At 72.0% G+C, this 18,582-nt stretch carries 15 protein-coding genes; 10 read left to right on the top strand and 5 right to left on the bottom strand.

Translation table 11 applies throughout. The features are described from left to right. Positions 1-18: 18 nt before the first annotated feature. Positions 19-1,272 (bottom strand): FAD-dependent oxidoreductase, encoded by a 1,254-nt coding sequence (locus ACN27G_RS07625; protein WP_421492078.1) that lies wholly within the window; start codon positions 1,270-1,272, stop codon positions 19-21. A 194-nt stretch (positions 1,273-1,466) separates the two neighbouring features. Between ACN27G_RS07625 and ACN27G_RS07620 the strand changes: the two genes are divergently transcribed. Next, entirely contained in the window at positions 1,467-1,931 is a 465-nt protein-coding gene (locus ACN27G_RS07620) for a PPOX class F420-dependent oxidoreductase (protein ID WP_421492077.1), read from the top strand. A gap of 22 nt (positions 1,932-1,953) precedes the next feature. On the opposite strand, the gene ACN27G_RS07615 is transcribed toward ACN27G_RS07620, so the two are convergent. The 3 genes from ACN27G_RS07615 to ACN27G_RS07605 all read right to left on the bottom strand — a co-directional run bounded on the left by ACN27G_RS07615 (position 1,954) and on the right by ACN27G_RS07605 (position 5,897). Continuing rightward, on the bottom strand, positions 1,954-2,331 hold the full coding sequence (locus ACN27G_RS07615; protein ID WP_421492076.1) for a VOC family protein: 378 nt from the start codon (positions 2,329-2,331) through the stop codon (positions 1,954-1,956). An 84-nt stretch (positions 2,332-2,415) separates the two neighbouring features. Further along, positions 2,416-4,170, bottom strand: a complete 1,755-nt coding sequence (locus ACN27G_RS07610) for a sulfatase (RefSeq protein ID WP_421492075.1) — start codon at positions 4,168-4,170, stop codon at positions 2,416-2,418. 134 nt (positions 4,171-4,304) lie between these two features. After that, positions 4,305-5,897, bottom strand: a complete 1,593-nt coding sequence (locus tag ACN27G_RS07605) for a glycosyltransferase 87 family protein (protein WP_421492074.1) — start codon at positions 5,895-5,897, stop codon at positions 4,305-4,307. A gap of 181 nt (positions 5,898-6,078) precedes the next feature. On the opposite strand from ACN27G_RS07605, the gene ACN27G_RS07600 reads away from it, so the two are divergent. The 8 genes from ACN27G_RS07600 to ACN27G_RS07565 all read left to right on the top strand — a co-directional run bounded on the left by ACN27G_RS07600 (position 6,079) and on the right by ACN27G_RS07565 (position 15,698). Then, positions 6,079-7,164: a WD40/YVTN/BNR-like repeat-containing protein gene (locus ACN27G_RS07600; protein WP_421492073.1), complete on the top strand. Its 1,086-nt coding sequence runs from the start codon at positions 6,079-6,081 to the stop codon at positions 7,162-7,164. Between the two features lie 4 nt (positions 7,165-7,168). Continuing rightward, a complete protein-coding gene (locus ACN27G_RS07595) occupies positions 7,169-7,444 on the top strand; it encodes a ubiquitin-like small modifier protein 1 (protein ID WP_421492072.1) in 276 nt (91 codons plus the stop codon). A 301-nt stretch (positions 7,445-7,745) separates the two neighbouring features. Further along, on the top strand, positions 7,746-8,906 hold the full coding sequence (locus ACN27G_RS07590) for a magnesium and cobalt transport protein CorA (protein ID WP_421492071.1): 1,161 nt from the start codon (positions 7,746-7,748) through the stop codon (positions 8,904-8,906). A gap of 138 nt (positions 8,907-9,044) precedes the next feature. Beyond that, positions 9,045-9,380: a CBU_0592 family membrane protein gene (locus ACN27G_RS07585; protein WP_421492070.1), complete on the top strand. Its 336-nt coding sequence runs from the start codon at positions 9,045-9,047 to the stop codon at positions 9,378-9,380. Positions 9,381-9,830: 450 nt separating this feature from the next. Then, complete coding sequence (gene manD / locus ACN27G_RS07580; protein ID WP_421492069.1) at positions 9,831-11,060, top strand: D-mannonate dehydratase ManD; 1,230 nt, start codon at positions 9,831-9,833, stop codon at positions 11,058-11,060. Further along, the gene (locus ACN27G_RS07575; protein ID WP_421492068.1) at positions 11,050-11,622 is read left to right on the top strand and encodes a gluconokinase; all 573 of its coding nucleotides are present in this window, start codon (positions 11,050-11,052) and stop codon (positions 11,620-11,622) included. The genes manD and ACN27G_RS07575 overlap by 11 nt, the downstream gene beginning before the upstream one ends. Positions 11,623-11,654: 32 nt before the next feature. Continuing rightward, entirely contained in the window at positions 11,655-12,866 is a 1,212-nt protein-coding gene (locus ACN27G_RS07570; RefSeq protein WP_421492067.1) for a low temperature requirement protein A, read from the top strand. A 210-nt stretch (positions 12,867-13,076) separates the two neighbouring features. Next, entirely contained in the window at positions 13,077-15,698 is a 2,622-nt protein-coding gene (locus ACN27G_RS07565; protein WP_421492066.1) for an NPCBM/NEW2 domain-containing protein, read from the top strand. A gap of 91 nt (positions 15,699-15,789) precedes the next feature. On the opposite strand, the gene ACN27G_RS07560 is transcribed toward ACN27G_RS07565, so the two are convergent. Beyond that, positions 15,790-17,055, bottom strand: coding sequence for a hypothetical protein (locus tag ACN27G_RS07560; protein WP_421492065.1), 1,266 nt, complete (start codon positions 17,053-17,055; stop codon positions 15,790-15,792). Positions 17,056-17,426: 371 nt separating this feature from the next. On the opposite strand from ACN27G_RS07560, the gene ACN27G_RS07555 reads away from it, so the two are divergent. Then, positions 17,427-18,479, top strand: a complete 1,053-nt coding sequence (locus tag ACN27G_RS07555) for an LLM class flavin-dependent oxidoreductase (protein WP_421492064.1) — start codon at positions 17,427-17,429, stop codon at positions 18,477-18,479. Positions 18,480-18,582: the final 103 nt, after the last annotated feature.

Here is an 18,582-nt window from a genome sequence, read left to right as displayed (position 1 = left end):
CCGCCCACGGCCGTCGGGCTACTCGTCCCCGCCGTTCATGGCCGTCGGGGGCCGCCGGGCGAACGGTGGCGCGTGCTCGGGGCGCACGCCGACGCCGATCAGGTAGGCCGGGCCGAGCGAGACGGCCGGAATGCGCCGTAGCACGGCCAGCACCGGCCGGGGCGGCCCGGCCCGCCGCCCCTCGACGATCGGGGCGACCAGGTTCCGGTGCAGGAAGTGCTGCAACCGCTGCACCAGGATGGTCGGCAGCAGCCGTCGGGAGCGGACGGCGGCCAGGTCGGCCTCGGTGACCGCGCCGCGCCGGAGCGGCTCGGCGAGCAGCGTCGCGGCGGCGACCGCGTCCTGGATGGCGAGGTTGATCCCGACCCCGCCGACCGGAGACATCGCGTGCGCCGCGTCGCCGAGACAGAGCAGCCCGGCGGCGTGCCAGCGGTCGAGCCGGTTCAGGCGTACGTCGAGATGCTTGACCTCGTCCATCGAGGCGATCGCGTCGACCCGGCCGGCGAAGTCGGGCGCCAGCTCGGCGACGTTCCGCCGGAACTGCTCGACCCCCTCGGCCCGCAGCCGTGCGTCGACGCCCTTCCGGGCGATGTAGGCGATCTGGAGGTAGCCCTCCCGGGGGATGACCACCGCGAACCGGCCCTGGGCGGCCCGGGGGGTGAGGCCGGCCGGCTCGTCGTCCGGCTCGCGCGGCAGCCGGAACCACCAGGCGTCGATCGGCACCGGAAACTCCCGCACCGGCAGCTCGGCCTGGTCCCGGGCGAGCGACCAGCGGCCGTCGCAGGCCACGGTCAGGTCGGCGTGCAGCTCGGCCGTCGTGCCGTCCGCCGTCCGGTAACGCACGCCCCGGACCCGGCCCTCCGCCCGGATCAGCTCGGTCACCTCGGCCCGCATCCGCAGCGTGAAGGTGGGCTCGTCGGCCCCCGCCTCGGCGAGCAGGTTGAGCAGATCCCACTGCGGCACCATCGCGATGTACGGATGGCGGACCTTCAGCCGGCGGAAGTCGGCGATGACGATCTGCCGGCCGTCGGGCAGCGGGAAGGCGACCTCGTCCAGCCGGCTCTGCGGCAGGGCGGCGAACCGCTCCCCCAGACCCAACTCGTCCAGGAGTCGCAGGGTGGACGGATGGACGGTGTCGCCCCGGAAGTCACGGAGGAAGTCGCCGTGTTTCTCCAGGACCGTCACGTCGACGCCGGCGCGGGCGAGCAGCAGGCCGACGACCATCCCGGCCGGCCCGCCGCCGATGACGACACAGGTCGTGCGTTCGGGCACCGTGACCACCTGACTTCAGAAGGGACGGGCATTTCCGGTGACGGGCATGTGGCGACACGCGATTTCAACAAGCGGTGAATTATGTTTCCACCGTACTCGCGGGGCGGCGACGACCGCAACCGTCCGCACCGCGCCCGCTTCCGCCCACACCCCCGCCGATGCCCCGCACCGGGCGACGCTGATAGAAACGGGCAATGAGTCGCACCATCGCCACGAACAACCGGGTCGACCGGGCCGAACTCCTCGACTTCCTCCGTGCCCGGCACCGCGCCGTCCTGATCACCACCCGTCCGGACGGCCGGCCGCAGTCCTCTCCGGTCACCTGCGGAGTCGACGCCGACGGCCGGATCGTCATCTCGACCTATCCCGAGCGGGCGAAGGCCACCAACGCCCGACGGGACCCCCGGGTGTCGGTCTGTGTCCTCTCCGACGACTGGAACGGTCCGTGGGTCCACCTCGACGGCACCGCCGAGGTGCTCGACCTGCCGGCCGCGCTGGAGCCGCTTGTCGAATACTTCCGCTGCATCTCCGGCGAACACCCGGACTGGGACGAGTACCGCGAGGCCATGCGCCAGCAGGGCAAGTCGCTGATCCGGGTCACGATCGACAGCTGGGGTCCGGTGGCCACCGGCGGCTTCCCCGCCCGCCTCGCCGACTGACGGCGGACGTGCGGCCGGCAGACTAGCCGAGGTAGAGGCAGAAGGGGTGGCCGTCCGGGTCGAGATGCACGAGGACGTCGTCCTGCGGCTGGTACTCGGCGCGGGTGGCGCCACACGCCACGGCATGCGCGGCGGCGCTCGCCAGGTCGTCGACCCGGATCTCCAGGTGCACCATCATCTGCTGGTCGCCGGGGCGGGCCGGCCAGCTCGGCCGGGCGTATCCCGGCTCGGTCTGCACGGCCAGCCCCACCCCGCCCGACGGGTTGCGCAGCACCACCCAGTCCGGCTCCTCCTCGATGATCGGCCAGCCGAGCAGGCGCTCGTAGAAGCGGGCGAGCGCTCCCGGGTCGGACGCGCTCAGGTTGACGGTGGTCAGCGTCAGCGCGGGGCTGTCGGGCATGTGCCGGTCCTCCAGACGATGTCGACCTGTCGAGACGATCGCTACGGCCCGAGGACCGCTACGACCCGAAGGCGGTCGGGAACGCTACGACCCGAAGGCGGTCAGAAAACGGTCCCGGAAGTCGCTCATCCGCCAGACCGGGGTCTGCGGGCCGGGCTTCAGGCCCTCCTGCCAGCCCCAGCCGGAGATCCGGTCCAGCACGGCCGGGTCCCCGGCGACGATGGTGATCGGGACGTCGTGGCTGGCGTTCTCACCCGTGACCAGCGGCGCGGGCTGGTGGTCGCCGAGGTAGACGAAGACCATCCGGTCGTCGCCGTACCGCTCCAGGTAGGAGACGATGCTGTTCAACGAGTACTGGACGGCACGCCCGTACTGGGTACGCACCCAGGTGTTGTCCTGCCAACCGTCGCCCGGCGAGTCACCGGTGCGGGCCATCGGGCCGAAGATCGACCCGTCGCCCAGCTCCTCCCAGTCGACGAGCTCCGGCAGCGGGTTCCAGGGTGCGTGGCTGGACACCAGCGGGATCGTCGCCATCACCGGCGGGTGGTCCTCCCCGGCGTGCTCGCGCTGCTCGAAGATGGAGAGCGTGTACTGGTCCGGCATCTGGGCCCAACTGAACTGCGGGCCACGGTAGCCGAGCTCCTTCGAGGCGTGCACCTCGTCGTAGCCGAAGAAGTTCCCCTCCGGCCAGCTCTGGGTGACGCCCGGCATCACCCCGACCGTCCGCCAGTCGGCCCGCTGGAAGGCGCGGTTGAGGGTCATCCGGTCGGTGGCGACGAGATGGGTGTAGCGGAACTGGTTGTCGATCCAGAGGCCGGAGAGCAGGGTGGCGTGGGCCAGCCAGCTCCCGCCGCCGGTGGTCGGTGAGGTGAGCCAGCCGCTGCGGGCCGCGTAGCCGGCCGCGCGGAGCCGGGTGTAGCCGTCGTCGAGGGTGGCGCCGACCTGCGGGGCGAAGAAGGGGTCGTCCACCGCGGACCGGCCGTAGCTCTCGACGAAGGCGACGACCACGTCCCTGCCGCGCAGGCCGGTCAGCAACTGCTCGCCCGGGACGTCGCGGAACGCGTCGATCCGGGCCTCGGCGGCGAAGACCTCGTGGTCACGCAGGGCCGCGCGCACCTGCTGCACCCGCTCGTAGGTCAGGGTGCTGACCGGCACCTCCGGCACGACCTGCACCCCGAGGACCGCGCAGACGACACAGGCGGCCCCGAGCACCGCGACGGTGTGCGTGGCCGCCCGGCGGTGCCGGACCACCAGCCGGGTCAGGCGCAGCACGGCGAGTGTCATCAGCACGAGCAGCCCCACGGCGAGCAGCGCGGCCACGACCACCGCGACGACGGCGCCGGTCCGGCCGTACGACTCCTCGACAAAATCCGTGCCGGCCTCGAACGAGATCCAGTCGAAGACCGGGTTGAAGGGCCGGGCCAGCACCGCGAAGAACCCCATGTCGATGACCTTCACGATGGCCAGCAGGCCGAGGAGCAACCCGACCGGCACGGCCACGGCCCGACGCCCCCAGGCCGGCAGGACGAGCACCAGCGCGACCACGAAGAGCGCCTCGACCGGCAGCCGCAGGAACGCCCACGGGGTGAAGAGGCTGAGCTGGTTGGGCGCGAGCAGGGCGAAGGCGATCAGCAGCAGCGCCAGGACGCTGGTCAGCCAGGCCGCGACGCTCCGGACCCGGCCACGCCGGCCGCCGCCGTCCGGCGCCGAGGCTGCGGCCTCCGGGTCGGTGGAGGTCGACGCGGAGTCCGTGGTCGACGCGGAGTCCGTGGTCGACGCGGAGTCCGTGGTCGACGCGGAGTCCGTGGTCGACGGAGCGTCACCCGACGGCCGCCGCAAGCGCGTGAAAACCGACAACCGAAAAGCCCTTCCCTGCGAAGTCGGTGACGCCCGCTCGCCACTGGATGACCGGCCCACGCCACCGTCGTGAGCCGCGGGCCACGGTAACAGACCCGGCTGACCCGAACCCGACCTCACCGGACGGCGAGTTCCTCGCGGTAGACGGCGATCGGGTGGCCGTCCGGGCCGTACGCGGTCAGCCGCCCGTGCGCCAGGTTGGCGGAGCGGAACGAGAAGAGCCACTGCCCCGGATAGACCTCCAGCAGCGGGATGCTCCGGCCGGCACCACCCGGCGCCGACTGGTACTCCAGCCGGGCCACCCGGGCGTCGGTCACCCCGTTCACCCGTACCTTGGTCTTCTCGGCGGTGACCCCGAAGGTGATGGGCGCGCCCGCGCCGTACGCCGCGCACTCCGCCATGCTGCGGCAGACGAAGAAGTAGCGCGGGTTGTGCACGTCGGCCATCGAGTACGCCTTGAAGGTGGGATCGGCCCCCGCCGGCAGCGGCTGTACGGCGAAGAAGGCGACCGCGCCCACCGCCGCGCCGGCCACCCGCAGCCAGCCCCGGGCTGCCGGCGTACGCCGACCGGCGGCGACCGTCGCGACCGTGACCCCGCCGACCCCGGCCAGGCAGACCGTGATGGTGGCGAGGGCGCGGGAGTTCTCGAAGAGGAACTGGAGTCCCGGCGTCATCGAGACCTGGCTGAGCAGTGCCCCCAGCGACAGCACCATCACGACCAGCAGCGCGACACCGGCCACCCGGCGGGCCACCCCGTACGCCCCGATCAGGAGCATCGCGGCCAGCACCGGCCAGATCTGGTGGTGTGTCCAGGAGACCGGGGAGGCGGCCACCGTGGCGCAGCCGACCAGCACGGCCGCGTGTGCCCACTGCCCGGAGAGCGCCATCTGCCGCGCGCGCAGCAGCGCTATGCCGCAGACGACCAGCACGAGGCCGGCCCAGAGCAGCGGAAAGGTCTCTCCGGCGACACCGGCCCGCAGCAGCATGCCGTGCAGGGACTGGTTGCCCAGCGAGGCGAGGTTGCCGATCCGGGAGGTGTTGAGGAAGGTCCCGGTCCAGAAGGTCCAGCTCTCCGCCGGTAGCACGACCGCGCCGACCAGGCCGCAGGCGACGAAGGTGGCGACGGCCCGGCCGGCGTCCCGCCAGCGGCCGGAGACCAGGAAGAAGAGCACGAACAGCAGCGGGGTCAGCTTGATCGCGGCGGCGACCCCGACCAGCACGCCCCGGTACCGGGCCGGGGTGAGCCCCATCCCGTCGACCAGGGCCAGCAGCACGATGAAGACGCTGACCTGACCGAAGCGGAGGTTGCTCTGCGCCGGCGCGGAGATCATCAGCGCGCAGGCGATCGCCGCCGCCACGACCGGTCGCGGGTGGCGGGTCGGCGGTACGGCGCGACCCGCCGCGACCGCGATGGCGGCGATCGCCGCACAGGTCAGGACGAGCCAGCACAGTTGGACGACGCCCTCGGGCAGCAGCCCGATCGGCGAGAGGACCAGGGCGGCGAAGGGCGGGTACGTGAACGGCCCGCCGTTCTCGGCGACGAAGTCGTAGAGCGGTTGGCCGGCATGGAGGTGGCGGACGGCCCCGTGGTAGATGTGCAGGTCCGACAGGCGATCCCAGTCGGGCCGGTGCCAGACGAGCACCGACGAGACGACCGCGATGACGCCGAAGACGATCCAGACTGCCGCTGCCACCCCTCGATCGCGCACGGCGTGAGTCTAGATCGCGCATCGCGCGAGACGGGACAGTCGGGCGAGCCGGCCGCTCCGGCCGACAATTCCCCCACCACTGCGCTGTCACCGGCCCCGGTCGGGCGGCTTCTGTCGGTGCCCCTCGGCATACTGGCCGCCGGACGACGACGGCACACCTCTGCCCACCGGAGAGATGATCATGACAGCCTTGTTGGCGATCGGCACCGCCAAGGGCCTCTTCCTCGCCACCAGCAGCGACGGACGCAGGAGTTGGCAGGTCGGCGGCCCACACTTTCCGATGACCGGGGTCTACGCGGTCGCCGTCGACAGGCGGCGGTCGACGCCCCGGCTGCTCGCCGGAGTGACCAGCTCGCACTTCGGCCCCAGCGTCGCCACCAGCGACGATCTCGGCGTCTCCTGGCAGGAGCCGGCGGAGCCGCCGGTCGCCTTCCCGGCCGGCGCCGGGGCGAGCCTGGAGCGGGTCTGGCAACTCGCCCCCGGCCCGGCCGCCGAGCCCGACGTGGTCTACGCGGGCAGCCAGCCGTCCGCCCTGTTCCGGTCGGTCGACGGCGGCATCCGCTACGAGTTGGTCCGGTCGCTCTGGGACCACCCGCACCGCGGGCAGTGGGGTGCCGGGTTCGGCGGGCAGGCGATCCACAGCGTGCTGCCGCACCCGGACGATCCGGCGCAGATCCTGGTCGCCATGTCGACCGGCGGGGTCTACCGCAGCGGCGACGCCGGCGCGAGTTGGCAGCCGCAGAACACCGGCATCCGCGCCTACTTCCAGCCCGACCAGTGGCCCGAGTTCGGACAGTGCGTGCACAAGATCGCCCGCGACGCGGCCGATCCCGACCAGCTCTACGCGCAGAACCACCACGGCGTCTACCGCTCCAAGGACGGCGGGGTGAGCTGGCAGTCGATCGCCGACGGCCTGCCGAGCGACTTCGGCTTCCCGATCGTCGCCCATCCGCACCGCGGCGGCACCGTCTACACCTTCCCGCTGGTCGCGGACGCGGAGCGCTTCCCGGTGGACCGGCGCTGCCGGGTCTTCCGCTCGACCGACGCTGGCGACACCTGGCAGCCGCTGAGCGCCGGGCTGCCGACCGGGCCCTTCTATCCGGCGGTGCTGCGCGACGCGATGTGCGTCGACGACGCCGAGCCGGCCGGCGTCTATTTCGGCACCCGCTCGGGCGAGGTCTACGCCAGTCGTGACGACGGGGACTCCTGGTCGCTGGTCACCGCCCACCTGCCCGACGTGCTCTGCGTCCGCGCCGCGCGGGTCTGAGCCGGTGGTCACCCTCCTGGTGCCCGCCGCGCTGCGGGCCGAGACGTCCGGTGCCGGCCGGTTGGACGTCGGAGCGGCGGGCACGCTGCGGGCCGTGCTCGACGAGGTCTCCACCCGGTGGCCCCGGTTGGCCCGGCGGATCCGGGACGAGCAGGGCGAGCTGCGGCGATACGTCAACGTCTACGTCGACGGCGAGGACTGCCGGCAGACCGGCGGCCTCGACACCGCCGTACGCGACCGGGCGGAGGTCCAGGTCATCCCCTCCGTCGCCGGCGGCTGACCACCCGCACCACCCGGGCCGGACCGAGCGTTGTCCGCGACTCGGGGTGCGAACGCCCGCCGCTCCGCCTACCGTGGGGTTGGTCGACGTTCCCGTGCCGTCGGCCGGTGCTCCGCCGTCCCTCGGCCGAGGGCTCTGTCGTCCTCCGCCTGCCGCTGTCGTCCTCGCCAGGGGCGGGCGTGGGACGGGACGGCGGCCCGGGCAGGTGGTGGACCGGGACGTGATCCACTCTTCCGTGGGGTTCCCGCACGTGTCGGTCCCCCGCACCTGTCGCATGTCGTCGTCGCTGTGGAGGCTGCCCGTGTCCGACTGGCGTTCGCGTGCCCTGCGTCCGGCGAAGCGGGCCCTGCGCCGCTCCCAGGACCGGTATCCGCAGTCGCCGCCCGAGTTGTCGATGGATCCCCGGGCGGGCGAGCCCGGCAGCGGGCCCGCGCCGGTGGAGGAGAGCGTCGTCACCTCCGCGATCTACCGGGACGGGCACCGGATCGACGGCCCGCCGAACCTCGCGGAGACCTGTCAACGGCTGCGGGAGCAGCCCGGGACGATGGCCTGGATCGGGCTGTACCGCCCGACCGAGGCGCAGCTGCTCACCGTGGCCGAGGAGTTCGGGCTGCACGAGCTGGCGATCGAGGACGCCATCGTCGCGCACCAGCGCCCCAAGCTCGAACGCTACGGCGACACCCTCTTCGTGGTGCTCCGGGCGGCCCGCTACCTGGACGAGGCCGAAGAGGTGGACTTCGGTGAGGTGCACGTCTTCGTCGGGGCGAACTTCGTGCTGACCGTACGGCACGGCCAGGCACCCGACCTGACCGCCGTACGGCGCCGGATGGAGAACGACCCCGACCTGCTGCGGCGCGGCCCGGAGGCGGTGCTCTACGCGATCCTGGACAGCGTCGTGGACGGGTACGCCCCGGTGGTCGGCGGGCTGCAGAACGACATCGACGAAATTGAGACCGAGGTCTTCGGCGGCGATCCCCGGGTGAGCCGCCGGATCTACGAGCTCTCCCGGGAGGTGATCGAGTTCCAGCGGGCCACCCGGCCGCTGCTGGACATCCTCCAGGGGCTCACCGCCGGCTTCGAGAAGTACGGCACCGACGAGGAGCTGCGGCGTTACCTGGGCGACGTGGCCGACCACGCGACCACCGCCTCCGAGCGGGTGAGCGAGTTCCGGCAGATCCTGGCGGACATCCTCACTTTGAACGCCACGCTGGTCTCGCAGTCGCAGAACGAGGAGGTCAAGAACCTCACCGTGGCCAGCTACACCCAGAACGAGGAGATCAAGCGGATCTCCGCCTGGGCCGCGATCCTCTTCGCACCGACCGTGATCGGCACGGTGTACGGGATGAACTTCGACCACATACCCGAGCTGCACTGGGTCTTCGGCTATCCGTTCGCGCTCTTCCTGATGCTGGTGGTCTGCACCACGCTCTTCGTGGTCTTCAAGCGCCGCGACTGGCTCTGACCTGGTCCAGGGCCCGGACCGGGCGGGGAGCACCCGGCGCCGGCCGGCTATCCTCGATTGTCAGGCGGCGCCCCTCCGCGACCGCCCCGGACGAGAGCGCTGCCGTACCCGGCCCCGCAAAGACGGCGCGCAGAGATCATGACACCTGTCGACCTGATCGAGATCGTCGGTTCGCTGCTGGTCCTCTCGGCCTTCGCCGCCGCCCAGACCCGCCGATTCTCCCCGCACTCCGCCCGCTATCTGCTGATGAACGTCGCCGGTTCGGCCGTACTGGCGGCGATCGCGCTGCTGCACCGGTCGTGGGGCTTCCTGCTGCTGGAGGCGAGCTGGGCGGTCATCTCCACCGTGTCGCTGGCCCGGCGGCACGGCCGGGAACGGCGGCACGGCCGGGAACGGCGGCACGGCCGGGAACGGCGGCACGGCCGGGAACGGCGGCACGGGCACGAGGCGGAAGGCACCGGTTTACACCCGTGAGACCCCGGGAACGCCGCCGCGACCCGGCTGCCCGCAAACCCGCCGAGGCGGCACGATGGGCTGAAGGCGGCACGAGGGCCGAAGGAGGCCGTCCCGCCCGTCGGGCCGACCCTTCCGGCGGGCGGAGCGGGCTCCGACCGTTCCGGCGGCCGGGAAGGGCTCCGGCCGATCCGGCGCTGCTTTCGCGGCATCGTGCCGCTGGATCGCCCGGGCCACGTCGGCGTGCAGTTGCGGCGCCTGCCCGTGCGGATCGTGCGGCCTCAGGTGATAGTCGGGTCGCCCGCCCAACCAACCGGACCCCGGTGCATGTCGGCGGATCACCGGGGTCCGTAAAATCGCCGCACCGGCCGAGGTGTACGACGTACAGCTCGCGCCGCACTGCCCGCTCGGGCCGCTCGCGCTGGCCGAACCTCCCGCGTGACCCTGCACTGCAGCGCAGAAAGGCAAGTCGTGAAGATCGTCGCCGCCGACGTGAACGTCACCAGTCCGGACCGCAACTTCGTCACGCTCAAGATCACCACCGACGAGGGGATCACCGGGCTCGGCGACGGCACCCTCAACGGACGCGAGCTCTCCGTCGCCTCCTACCTGGCCGACCACGTCGTGCCACTGTTGATCGGGCGGGACCCGCACCGGATCGAGGACACCTGGCAGTTCCTCTACCGGTCGGCGTACTGGCGGCGTGGGCCGGTCACCATGGCCGCGATCGCCGCCGTCGACGTCGCGCTCTGGGACATCAAGGCGAAGGCCGCCGGGATGCCGCTCTACCAGCTCCTCGGCGGCGCGTCCCGGACCGGCATCATGGCGTACGGGCACGCCTCCGGCCGGGACGTCCCCGAGCTCTTCGACTCGATCCGGCACCACCTCGAGCTCGGCTTCCGGTCGATCCGGGTGCAGACCTCGGTCCCGGGAATCGACGCGGTCTACGGCGTCGCCACCCAGCCGAGCGCGGGCGGCACGCGCTACGACTACGAGCCGGCACAGCGCGCCCCGCTCCCCGCCGAGGAGGACTGGGACACCCGCTCCTACCTGCGGCACCTGCCGACCGTCTTCGAGGCCGTACGGGGCGAGTTCGGCCCCGAACTGCCGCTGCTGCACGACGGGCACCACCGGATGACCCCGATCCAGGCAGCCAGGCTGGGCAAGGCGCTGGAGCCGTACGACCTGTTCTGGCTGGAGGACTGCACCCCGGCGGAGAACCAGGAGGCGCTGCGGCTGGTCCGGCGGCACACCATCACCCCGCTGGCGATCGGCGAGGTCTTCAACACCGTCTGGGACTACCAGACGCTGATCCGCGAGCAGCTCATCGACTACGTGCGCTCCGCCGTCACGCACACCGGCGGGATCACCGCGATGCGCAAGCTGCTCGACTTCGCCGCGCAGTACCAGATCAAGTCCGGGATACACGGGCCGACCGACATCTCCCCGGTCGGGATGGCCGCCGCGCTCCACCTGGACCTGGCGATCCACAACTTCGGCATCCAGGAGTACATGCGGCACGGTCCGCTGACCGACGAGGTGTTCCGACAGTCCTTCACCTTCACCGACGGCTACCTGCACCCGGGTGAGCGGCCGGGGCTCGGCGTCGAGCTGGACGAGGAGGCGGCGGCCCGGTTCCCGTACCAGCCGGCGTACCTGCCGTTCAACCGGTTGCAGGACGGCACCGTCCATGACTGGTGAGGCCGGCACCGGGTCGTCCGGGGACGTTCCGGTCCCCGGCACGGCGACCCGGCACGTGGTGGTGATGGGGGTCTCGGGATCGGGCAAGACCACCGTCGCCGTCGGGATCAGCGCGGCGACCGGGCTGCTCTTCGCCGAGGCGGACGAGTTCCATCCGGAGTCGAACGTGGCGCTGATGCGCGACGGGGTGCCGCTGGAGGACGCACACCGCTGGCCCTGGCTGCGCGAGCTGGCGAGCTGGATGGCCGGCCGGGCCGCCGAGGGAGTCTCCACCGTCCTGGCCTGCTCGGCGCTGAAGCGCTCCTACCGGGACGTGCTCCGGCAGGGGCCGCCGAGCGTCGAGTTCGTGTTCCTGCACGGGTCGGCCGAGGTGATCCGGGAACGGATGTCGCGGCGGACCGGGCACTACATGCCGGCCAGCCTGCTCGACTCGCAGCTCGCCACCCTCGAACCACCGGGGGCGGACGAGCACGTCCTCACCCTCGACGTCGCCGCGACCCCGGAGGATCTGGTCACCGCCGCGGTCGACGGCCTCGACCTGAACCGGATCGTCGCGGACTAAGTCCTACCCGCCCGCCGATCGTTCGGATATGGGTGGGCGAAGGCAGCGGGGCGAACGGCGAGTGGCGGCGTGGCAGCTCGATGCCGAGCGACGAGACCCGCAGGCTGTTGCGCCACCCGGACGCACCGACCCGGGCGACCCTGCTCGAACTGCTGTTCGACGTGGTCTACGTCGCGGCGCTGGCGCTCCTCTCCACGCGGCTCGCCCAGCAGGCGACCTGGACCGGGGCGGCGCGGGTGCTGGTGTTGCTGATGGCGGTCTGGTGGATCTGGTCGATCACCGCCCTGCTCACCGACTTCTACAACCCGGACGAACCCAAGATCCAGGTCATCGTGGCCTGGGGGATGCTCGGCAGTATCGTGATGACGGCGACGATCCCGCTCGCCTTCGCATCGCTCGGCTGGGTCTTCGCCGGGATGTACACCGCCATCCACGTGGTACGCGGCGTCGTGCTGGTCGCGCTCCTCCGGGGTCATCAGGCCCAGATCCGGGCGGCCAGGATCCTCTGCTGGTTCACCCTCTCCGGGGCGCTCTGGCTGGCCGGCGCGTTCCTGCCGAACTCGGCCAGGATCGTGCTCTGGGGCGTCGCCCTGCTGATCGACTACGTCGCCGCCGCGCTGCGGTATCCGACTCCCCGGCTCGGCCGGGTGCCCCTGCACCAGTACGAGAAGGCCAGCGTGCATCTCGGCGAGCGTTACCAGCAGTTCGTGATCCTCGCGCTCGGCGACATCATCCTGGTGCCGCTGCTGCTCATCAACCGGAGCGACCTCACCGTCACCCGGATGGGGATGCTGCTGCTGGCGTTCGTCACCATGCTGCTGTTCTGGCAGATCTACGTGCAACGGGCGGGCTCGCTCCTGCAGGTGGCGATCAGCGAGCGGCCGGCCCGGGCGACCCGCTGGGCGCCGTACACCCATCTGGTCATGGTGGCCGGGATCGTCTCCAGCGCTGCCGGTTTCGAGATGCTGGTCAGCCATTCCCGTGCCCGGGCCGGGTTCGGCCTGGTCGCCGTGGTCATCGGCGGGCCGACCCTCTTTCTGCTCGGCCGCATCGTCTTCGCATACCAGGTCTTCGGCCGGATCGCCTGGGCCCGCCTGGGCTGGCTGGTGCTGCTGGTCGGCGCGGCGCCGGCCTTCCTGTCGCTCCCCCCGATGGCCCTGGCCGGCTACACCGTCTCGGTCCTGCTCGGGGTGGCCGTCTCGGACACCGCCCGTACGCTCGGCAGGCGCGAGCGAAAATATTGACGAGCGTTACTGGCGAACGTTATTGACGGGCATCCGAGAAAGCGCTTACCGTTTGGCGCATTGTGGATCCACCACGGTACGGGCCCAGAGTCGCGCGCACCGACGGCCACCGTCCGGGACACCACCCGTGCCCCTGGCGGCCGTCAGTCCACACCACTTTCCCGACGCGACCGCCCGGTCGGCGGTCGCCGCCTCCGGAGGTGCTGTGCGATGCACGCAGCCAGGTCCCGAACCCTGGCCGTCCTGGCCCTGATCCCGTCCCTGCTGATCTCCGCCACCGCCACCACAACCGGCGCCGCGCACGCCGGCGCCGCCCCGGCCGCACCGGCGCCGAAACAGCCGCACGCCGCCGCACCCGCACCCGCACCCGCACCCGCACCCGAGCGTCCGATCGCCGCCACCGCACCCGAGCGTCCGATCGCCGCCACGGCGACCGGATCCGCGCTCCGGACGCTCGCCCCCACCCCGCCGATGGGCTTCAACAACTGGAACGCCTTCGGCTGCGACGTCAACGAGACCCTGATCAAGGAGACGGCGGACATCCTCGTCTCCTCCGGGCTCGCCGACGCCGGCTACGAGTACGTCAACATCGACGACTGCTGGTCGCTGCGTGAACGCGGTCCGGACGGCCGGCTGGTGCCGGACCCGGTGAAGTTCCCGAACGGGATCGCCGGCCTCGCCGACCACGTGCACGGCAGGGGCCTGAAGCTGGGCATCTACGGCGACGCCGGCACCGCCACCTGCGCCGGATACCCCGGCAGCCTCGGGCACGAGCTGGTCGACGCCCAGACCTGGGCCGACTGGGGCGTCGACTACCTGAAATACGACAACTGCAACAACCAGGGCGACGGGTCGCAGCAGGACTTCGTCCGGCGCTACACCGCGATGCGCGAGGCGCTCGACGCCACCGGGCGACCGATCGTCTACGCCATCTGCGAGTGGGGCCAGTCCCAGCCCTGGACCTGGGCCGCCGACGTCGGAGACCTGTGGCGGACGACCGGTGACATCAGCGACAACTGGGCCAGCCTCCGATCGATCATCGCGCAGAACGCACCGCTGGCCCCGTACGCCGGGCCGGGCAACTGGAACGACCCGGACATGCTGGAGATCGGCAACGGCGGTATGACCGGTGTCGAGTACCGCACCCACATGAGCATGTGGGCGATGATGGCGGCGCCGCTGCTGATCGGCACCGACCTGCGCACCGCCACCCCCGAGACGCTGGCGATCCTCGGCAACCGGGAGGTCATCGCGATCGACCAGGACCGGCTCGGCGTGCAGGGCGCCGTCGTCTCCGACCAGGACGGGCTGATGGTGCTGGACAAGCCGCTGGCCGGCGGCGACCGGGCGATCGCGCTCTACAACTCGACCGACGCGTTGGCCACGGTCAGCGTCCCGGTCCGGGAGACCGGGCTGCGCCGGGCAGGGGCGTACCGGCTGCGGGACGTCTGGACCGGGCAGGTCACCCAGGCGAGGTCGGTGATCTCGGCCGGCGTGCCGGCGCACGGCACGGTGGTCTACCGGGTACGACCGCTGGCCGACCCGGCGGCGGTGCCTCCCCAGGTCGCCGTCGGCGGCACGCTCGGCAACCTGATCCCCGACGGGCTCGGCGACGGCACCCTGGTCGGCACGGTCACCAACCGGGGCGTCGGCGCCCTGCGCGACGTGCGGGTCACGGTCTCGGCCCCCGAGGGCTGGACGGTCGACGCCACCGGCGACACCCGGCGGCGCAGCCTGGGCAGCAACGCCACGCTGGAGACCACCTGGACGGTCCGGGTGCCCGAGCGGACGCCCGCCGGTCGCTATCCGATCGTCGTCACCGCCGACTACCGATGGGGCCCGCGGCAGCGTACGACCAGCACGGCGAGCACGGTCGTCTCGGTGGTGATCACCCCACCCGGGCCGGGCCGGCGCCACCTGAGCACGATCGCTCCGGTCAGCACCGGCAACCGCGAGGGTCCGGTGGAGACGGACCAGAGCAACGGCGGCGGCGCCGACAACGACGGCAACCTGATCAGCATCGGTGGCCGCGTCTACCCCCGGGGACTCGGCACCACCGCACCCAGCGAACTCGTCTACCTGCTCGGCGGCGCCTGCACCCGGCTGGTCACCGACGTCGGGATCGACGACGAGTCGAGCAGCGGTACGGCACCGGTCACCTTCACCGTCTACGTCGACGACACGGCGGTGGCGAGCAGCGGCCCGGTCAGCCCGGGCTCGGCCCCGGTCACCCTGACCGCCGACCTGACCGGGGCGCTCTGGCTACGCCTGGTCACCACCGGCGGCGACGGCGGCGCCGCCGCGCACGCCGACTGGGCCGCGCCGATCCTGAGCTGCGGCGACGCCGGGCCGGACGATCCGGTACTGCCCACGGAGCGCACCATCTACTCGTTCGAGTCCGGCACCGAGGAGTTCACCGTCGCCAACCCGGGCTCCGGCGGCACCGTGGCGCAGTCCGGCACCTTCCACACCGAGGGACGCTACGGGCTGACCGTATCGACCCCGAAGGACGGAAACTGGTTCGGCCGGACCTTCGCCGAACCGCTGGACCTGACCGGGGCGGACCGGCTGCGCTTCGACGTACGGGCCGGCGGGATCGGCACGGTCGGCGAGATCGCCGTACAGGTCGGCCCCGACTTCGCCTGGTGCCAGGGCGGGCTCTGGACCTGGATCAACCCGAACGCCAGCCGGACCGTCACCGAGGAGGTGTCGGACCTGAGCTGTCCGACCGGGGTGACCCTGGACCTCTCCCAGGTACGGGCGGTCTGGATCTTCCTCAACGGCGGCGGTGAGGTGCACGTGGACAACGTCCGGGCGGAGTATCCCGAGTAACGGCCCGGCAGGACCGACCGTGGGAAGGTCGAGTCCGCACCGGGATCCCGACGCCGGTGCGGACTCGACCCGTGGTGTGGGCGGAGGTGGTTCAGCTCACGGTGATCGCTCCACTGCCGGAGCGTACGCAGGCGACCGCCCGGTTCGGGGTGACCGCCGCGCCGCTGAGGCACTGCCCGAGCACCGCGTGCCCGGCGGCATTCGGGTGCCACGACTCCTGGCAGGTCTGGAAGTACGTGACACAGGCGTTGGCGATCCGCTGGATGGCGATCTTGTCGTAGCCGGAGAGGCTGGTCACCGGGACACCGGTCGGCCCGTCCTGCAACCGGATCGGGGTGGCCAGCGCACCGGTCGGGCTGGAGCCGGTCTCGCAGAGCCGGGCGCCGTCGAACGCGCGCTGCACGTTCAGATAGACCAGGTCGTCGCCGGGGAACTCGCCGCGCATGGTGCCGTGCACCGACTGGACCAGGGTGCCGAGTCCGGTGGAGAAGAGGTGACCGGCGGCCAGGCTGGCGCGGTGCACCGGGCAGCCGGCCGCGTACCGCTCGGCGCCCAGCGCCCGGAACTTGTCCCGGCTGTCGTCGCGGTTGTCCTCCTCGTGGAACCGGGCCTCGAAGTCGAACGGAAGCGGGTTGGTGTAGTCCTGGAAGACGATCCGGTGCTGCCCGTCCGCGTCGACCTGGTCGAGGGTGGTGAGCAGTTGCCGTACCGCGGCGGTGGTCTCGGCGGTCGCCGCCGCGAACTCGGCCGGCGTGCCGAGGTCGTTGCCGGCACAGGGCGCCTGCTCGACCGGGCCGCCGAGGTAGGCCCAGAACTCCCACCAGCCGGTCCAGGCGTCCGCGATGAACCGGTTGGCGCAGTCGGAGGCGACGTCGCCGAAGGTGAACGAGCTGTTGTTGGAGCCGAGCCCGAGCAGCACCAGGTCGATGTCGTGGGTCTGCGCCACCGCCCGGAGCTGGTCGAGCTGCGCGGCGACCGTCCGCCCCTTGGTCCGGCCGGCCGAGGCGTTGGCGATGTCGTAGGGCTGCCCGCCGGAACAGGCCAGGTTGAACCGGGCCTGGATGCCGGGCAGGCTCGCCCGGTGCAGCGAGGCGTTCGCCGACCGGTGGCAGAAGAACGCGTTGCTGTTCGGCGCGGACCAGCCGGGGAAGCCCTGCGCGGTGCCGCCCACGTCCACCACGGGCTGGTAGCCGCCGGCTCCCTCCCCGCTGACGAAACTGTCCCCGAGCGCGACCGCGGCGGTCGGCAGCGCCGCCGTGGCCGTACCCGGAGCGGTGGCGATGCCCGCGAGCGTGCCGGCCGAGGCGAGGCTGAGCGCCAGCGCCGCGGCGAGCGCGGGTCGACGGAACCGGTACATCTTCGACCCCCAGGATGTGTGGTTCGGAATATCGACGTTCGTGCGTCCGCGAATTTGATCACGCAGCCGACCAGGGGTCAACGAATGGCACCGATCCCGGCCGACGTCCTCGCCGCGCACTTCCGGCGTGCCGGCGTGCGGCGTGCCGGACCGCTGGGCCGCGTCGTTCGACTGGTGCTGCAGACGGCGGGCTCCGGGGGTTGGTTGGGACGGCTTCGCCCTGGCGGTGCTGCGGTCACCATGGCCGACGTCACGGCCGTAGGTCGCGTTTCGCACGCCCCCAGGCGGGAATGCGGTCGTCCGCATCGCCGTTGCACGGCCCGGAGAGCCGGTCGGACTGACCCGACCGGCGACCGGTGAAGGAGGACGAGATGGCGACCGCCGTGGAGTTCGGTCTGGACAGCTTCGGCGACGTCACCGTCGGCCCCGACGGCGACAAGGTGCCGTACGCCCAGGTGATCCGCAACCTGGTCGAGGAGGCCGTGCTGGCCGACCGGCTCGGCATCGACGCCTTCGGGCTCGGCGAACACCACCGGGACGACTACGCGGTCTCGTCCCCGGAGATCGTGCTGGCCGCGATCGCCGCCCGGACCGAGCGGATCCGGCTCGGCACGGCGGTCACCGTGCTGAGCTCCGACGATCCGGTACGCGTCTACGAGCGGTTCGCCACCCTGGACGCCCTGGCCCGGGGCCGCGCCGAGATCATCCTCGGTCGCGGCTCGTTCACCGAGTCGTTCCCGCTCTTCGGCTACAACCTGGCCGACTACGACCGGCTCTTCGAGGAGAAGGCCGAGCTGATGGCGGAACTGCTCACCGAGGACGCGGTCACCTGGCAGGGCACGGTGCGGGCGCCCCTGACCAAGCAGCACGTCTATCCGAAGACCGGCTCCGGCGGGATCCGCACCTGGATCGGCGTCGGCGGAAGCCCGGAGTCGGTGGTCCGGGCCGCCCGGCTCGGCTTCCCGCTGGTGCTGGCCGTGATCGGCGGAGAACCGGCCCGGTTCGCCCCGTACGTCCAGCTCTACCAGCGCGCCCTCGCCGAGTTCAACCGGGAACCGCTGCCGGTGGCGGTGCACGTGCCCGGCTTCGTGGCCGACACCGACCAGGAGGCGGCCGACCTGCTCTGGCCGCACGCCCGGGCAATGCTCAACCGGATCGGCGCCGAGCGCGGCTGGCCGCCGATGACCCGGCAGCGCTTCGACAACGACATCTCCAACGGGGCCTGGCACGTCGGCTCGGCCGAGACCGTCGCCCGCAAGGTCGCCCGCACGGTCCGGGTCCTCGGGGTGCAACGCATCGACCTGAAGTACTCGGCCGGCACCCTGCCACACGAACACCTGCTGGAGACGATCGAGCGGTACGCCACCGACGTGGTCCCCCGGGTCCGGGAACTGCTCGCGGCGGAGACCACCACGACCCCCTGACACCGGGGCGCCGCCCTCGCGTCCCATGGTGCCGCCTGTCGGGTTTCCGGCAGCGACGGGCCGAACAAATCATGCCGCCGCAGGGACCAACCGGATGACAACA

It is taken from the genome of Plantactinospora sp. WMMB334 (assembly GCF_049179095.1).
In the GTDB taxonomy this organism is placed as follows: Bacteria; Actinomycetota; Actinomycetes; order Mycobacteriales; family Micromonosporaceae; genus Plantactinospora.
This window is presented reverse-complemented; position numbering and strand designations above follow the sequence as displayed.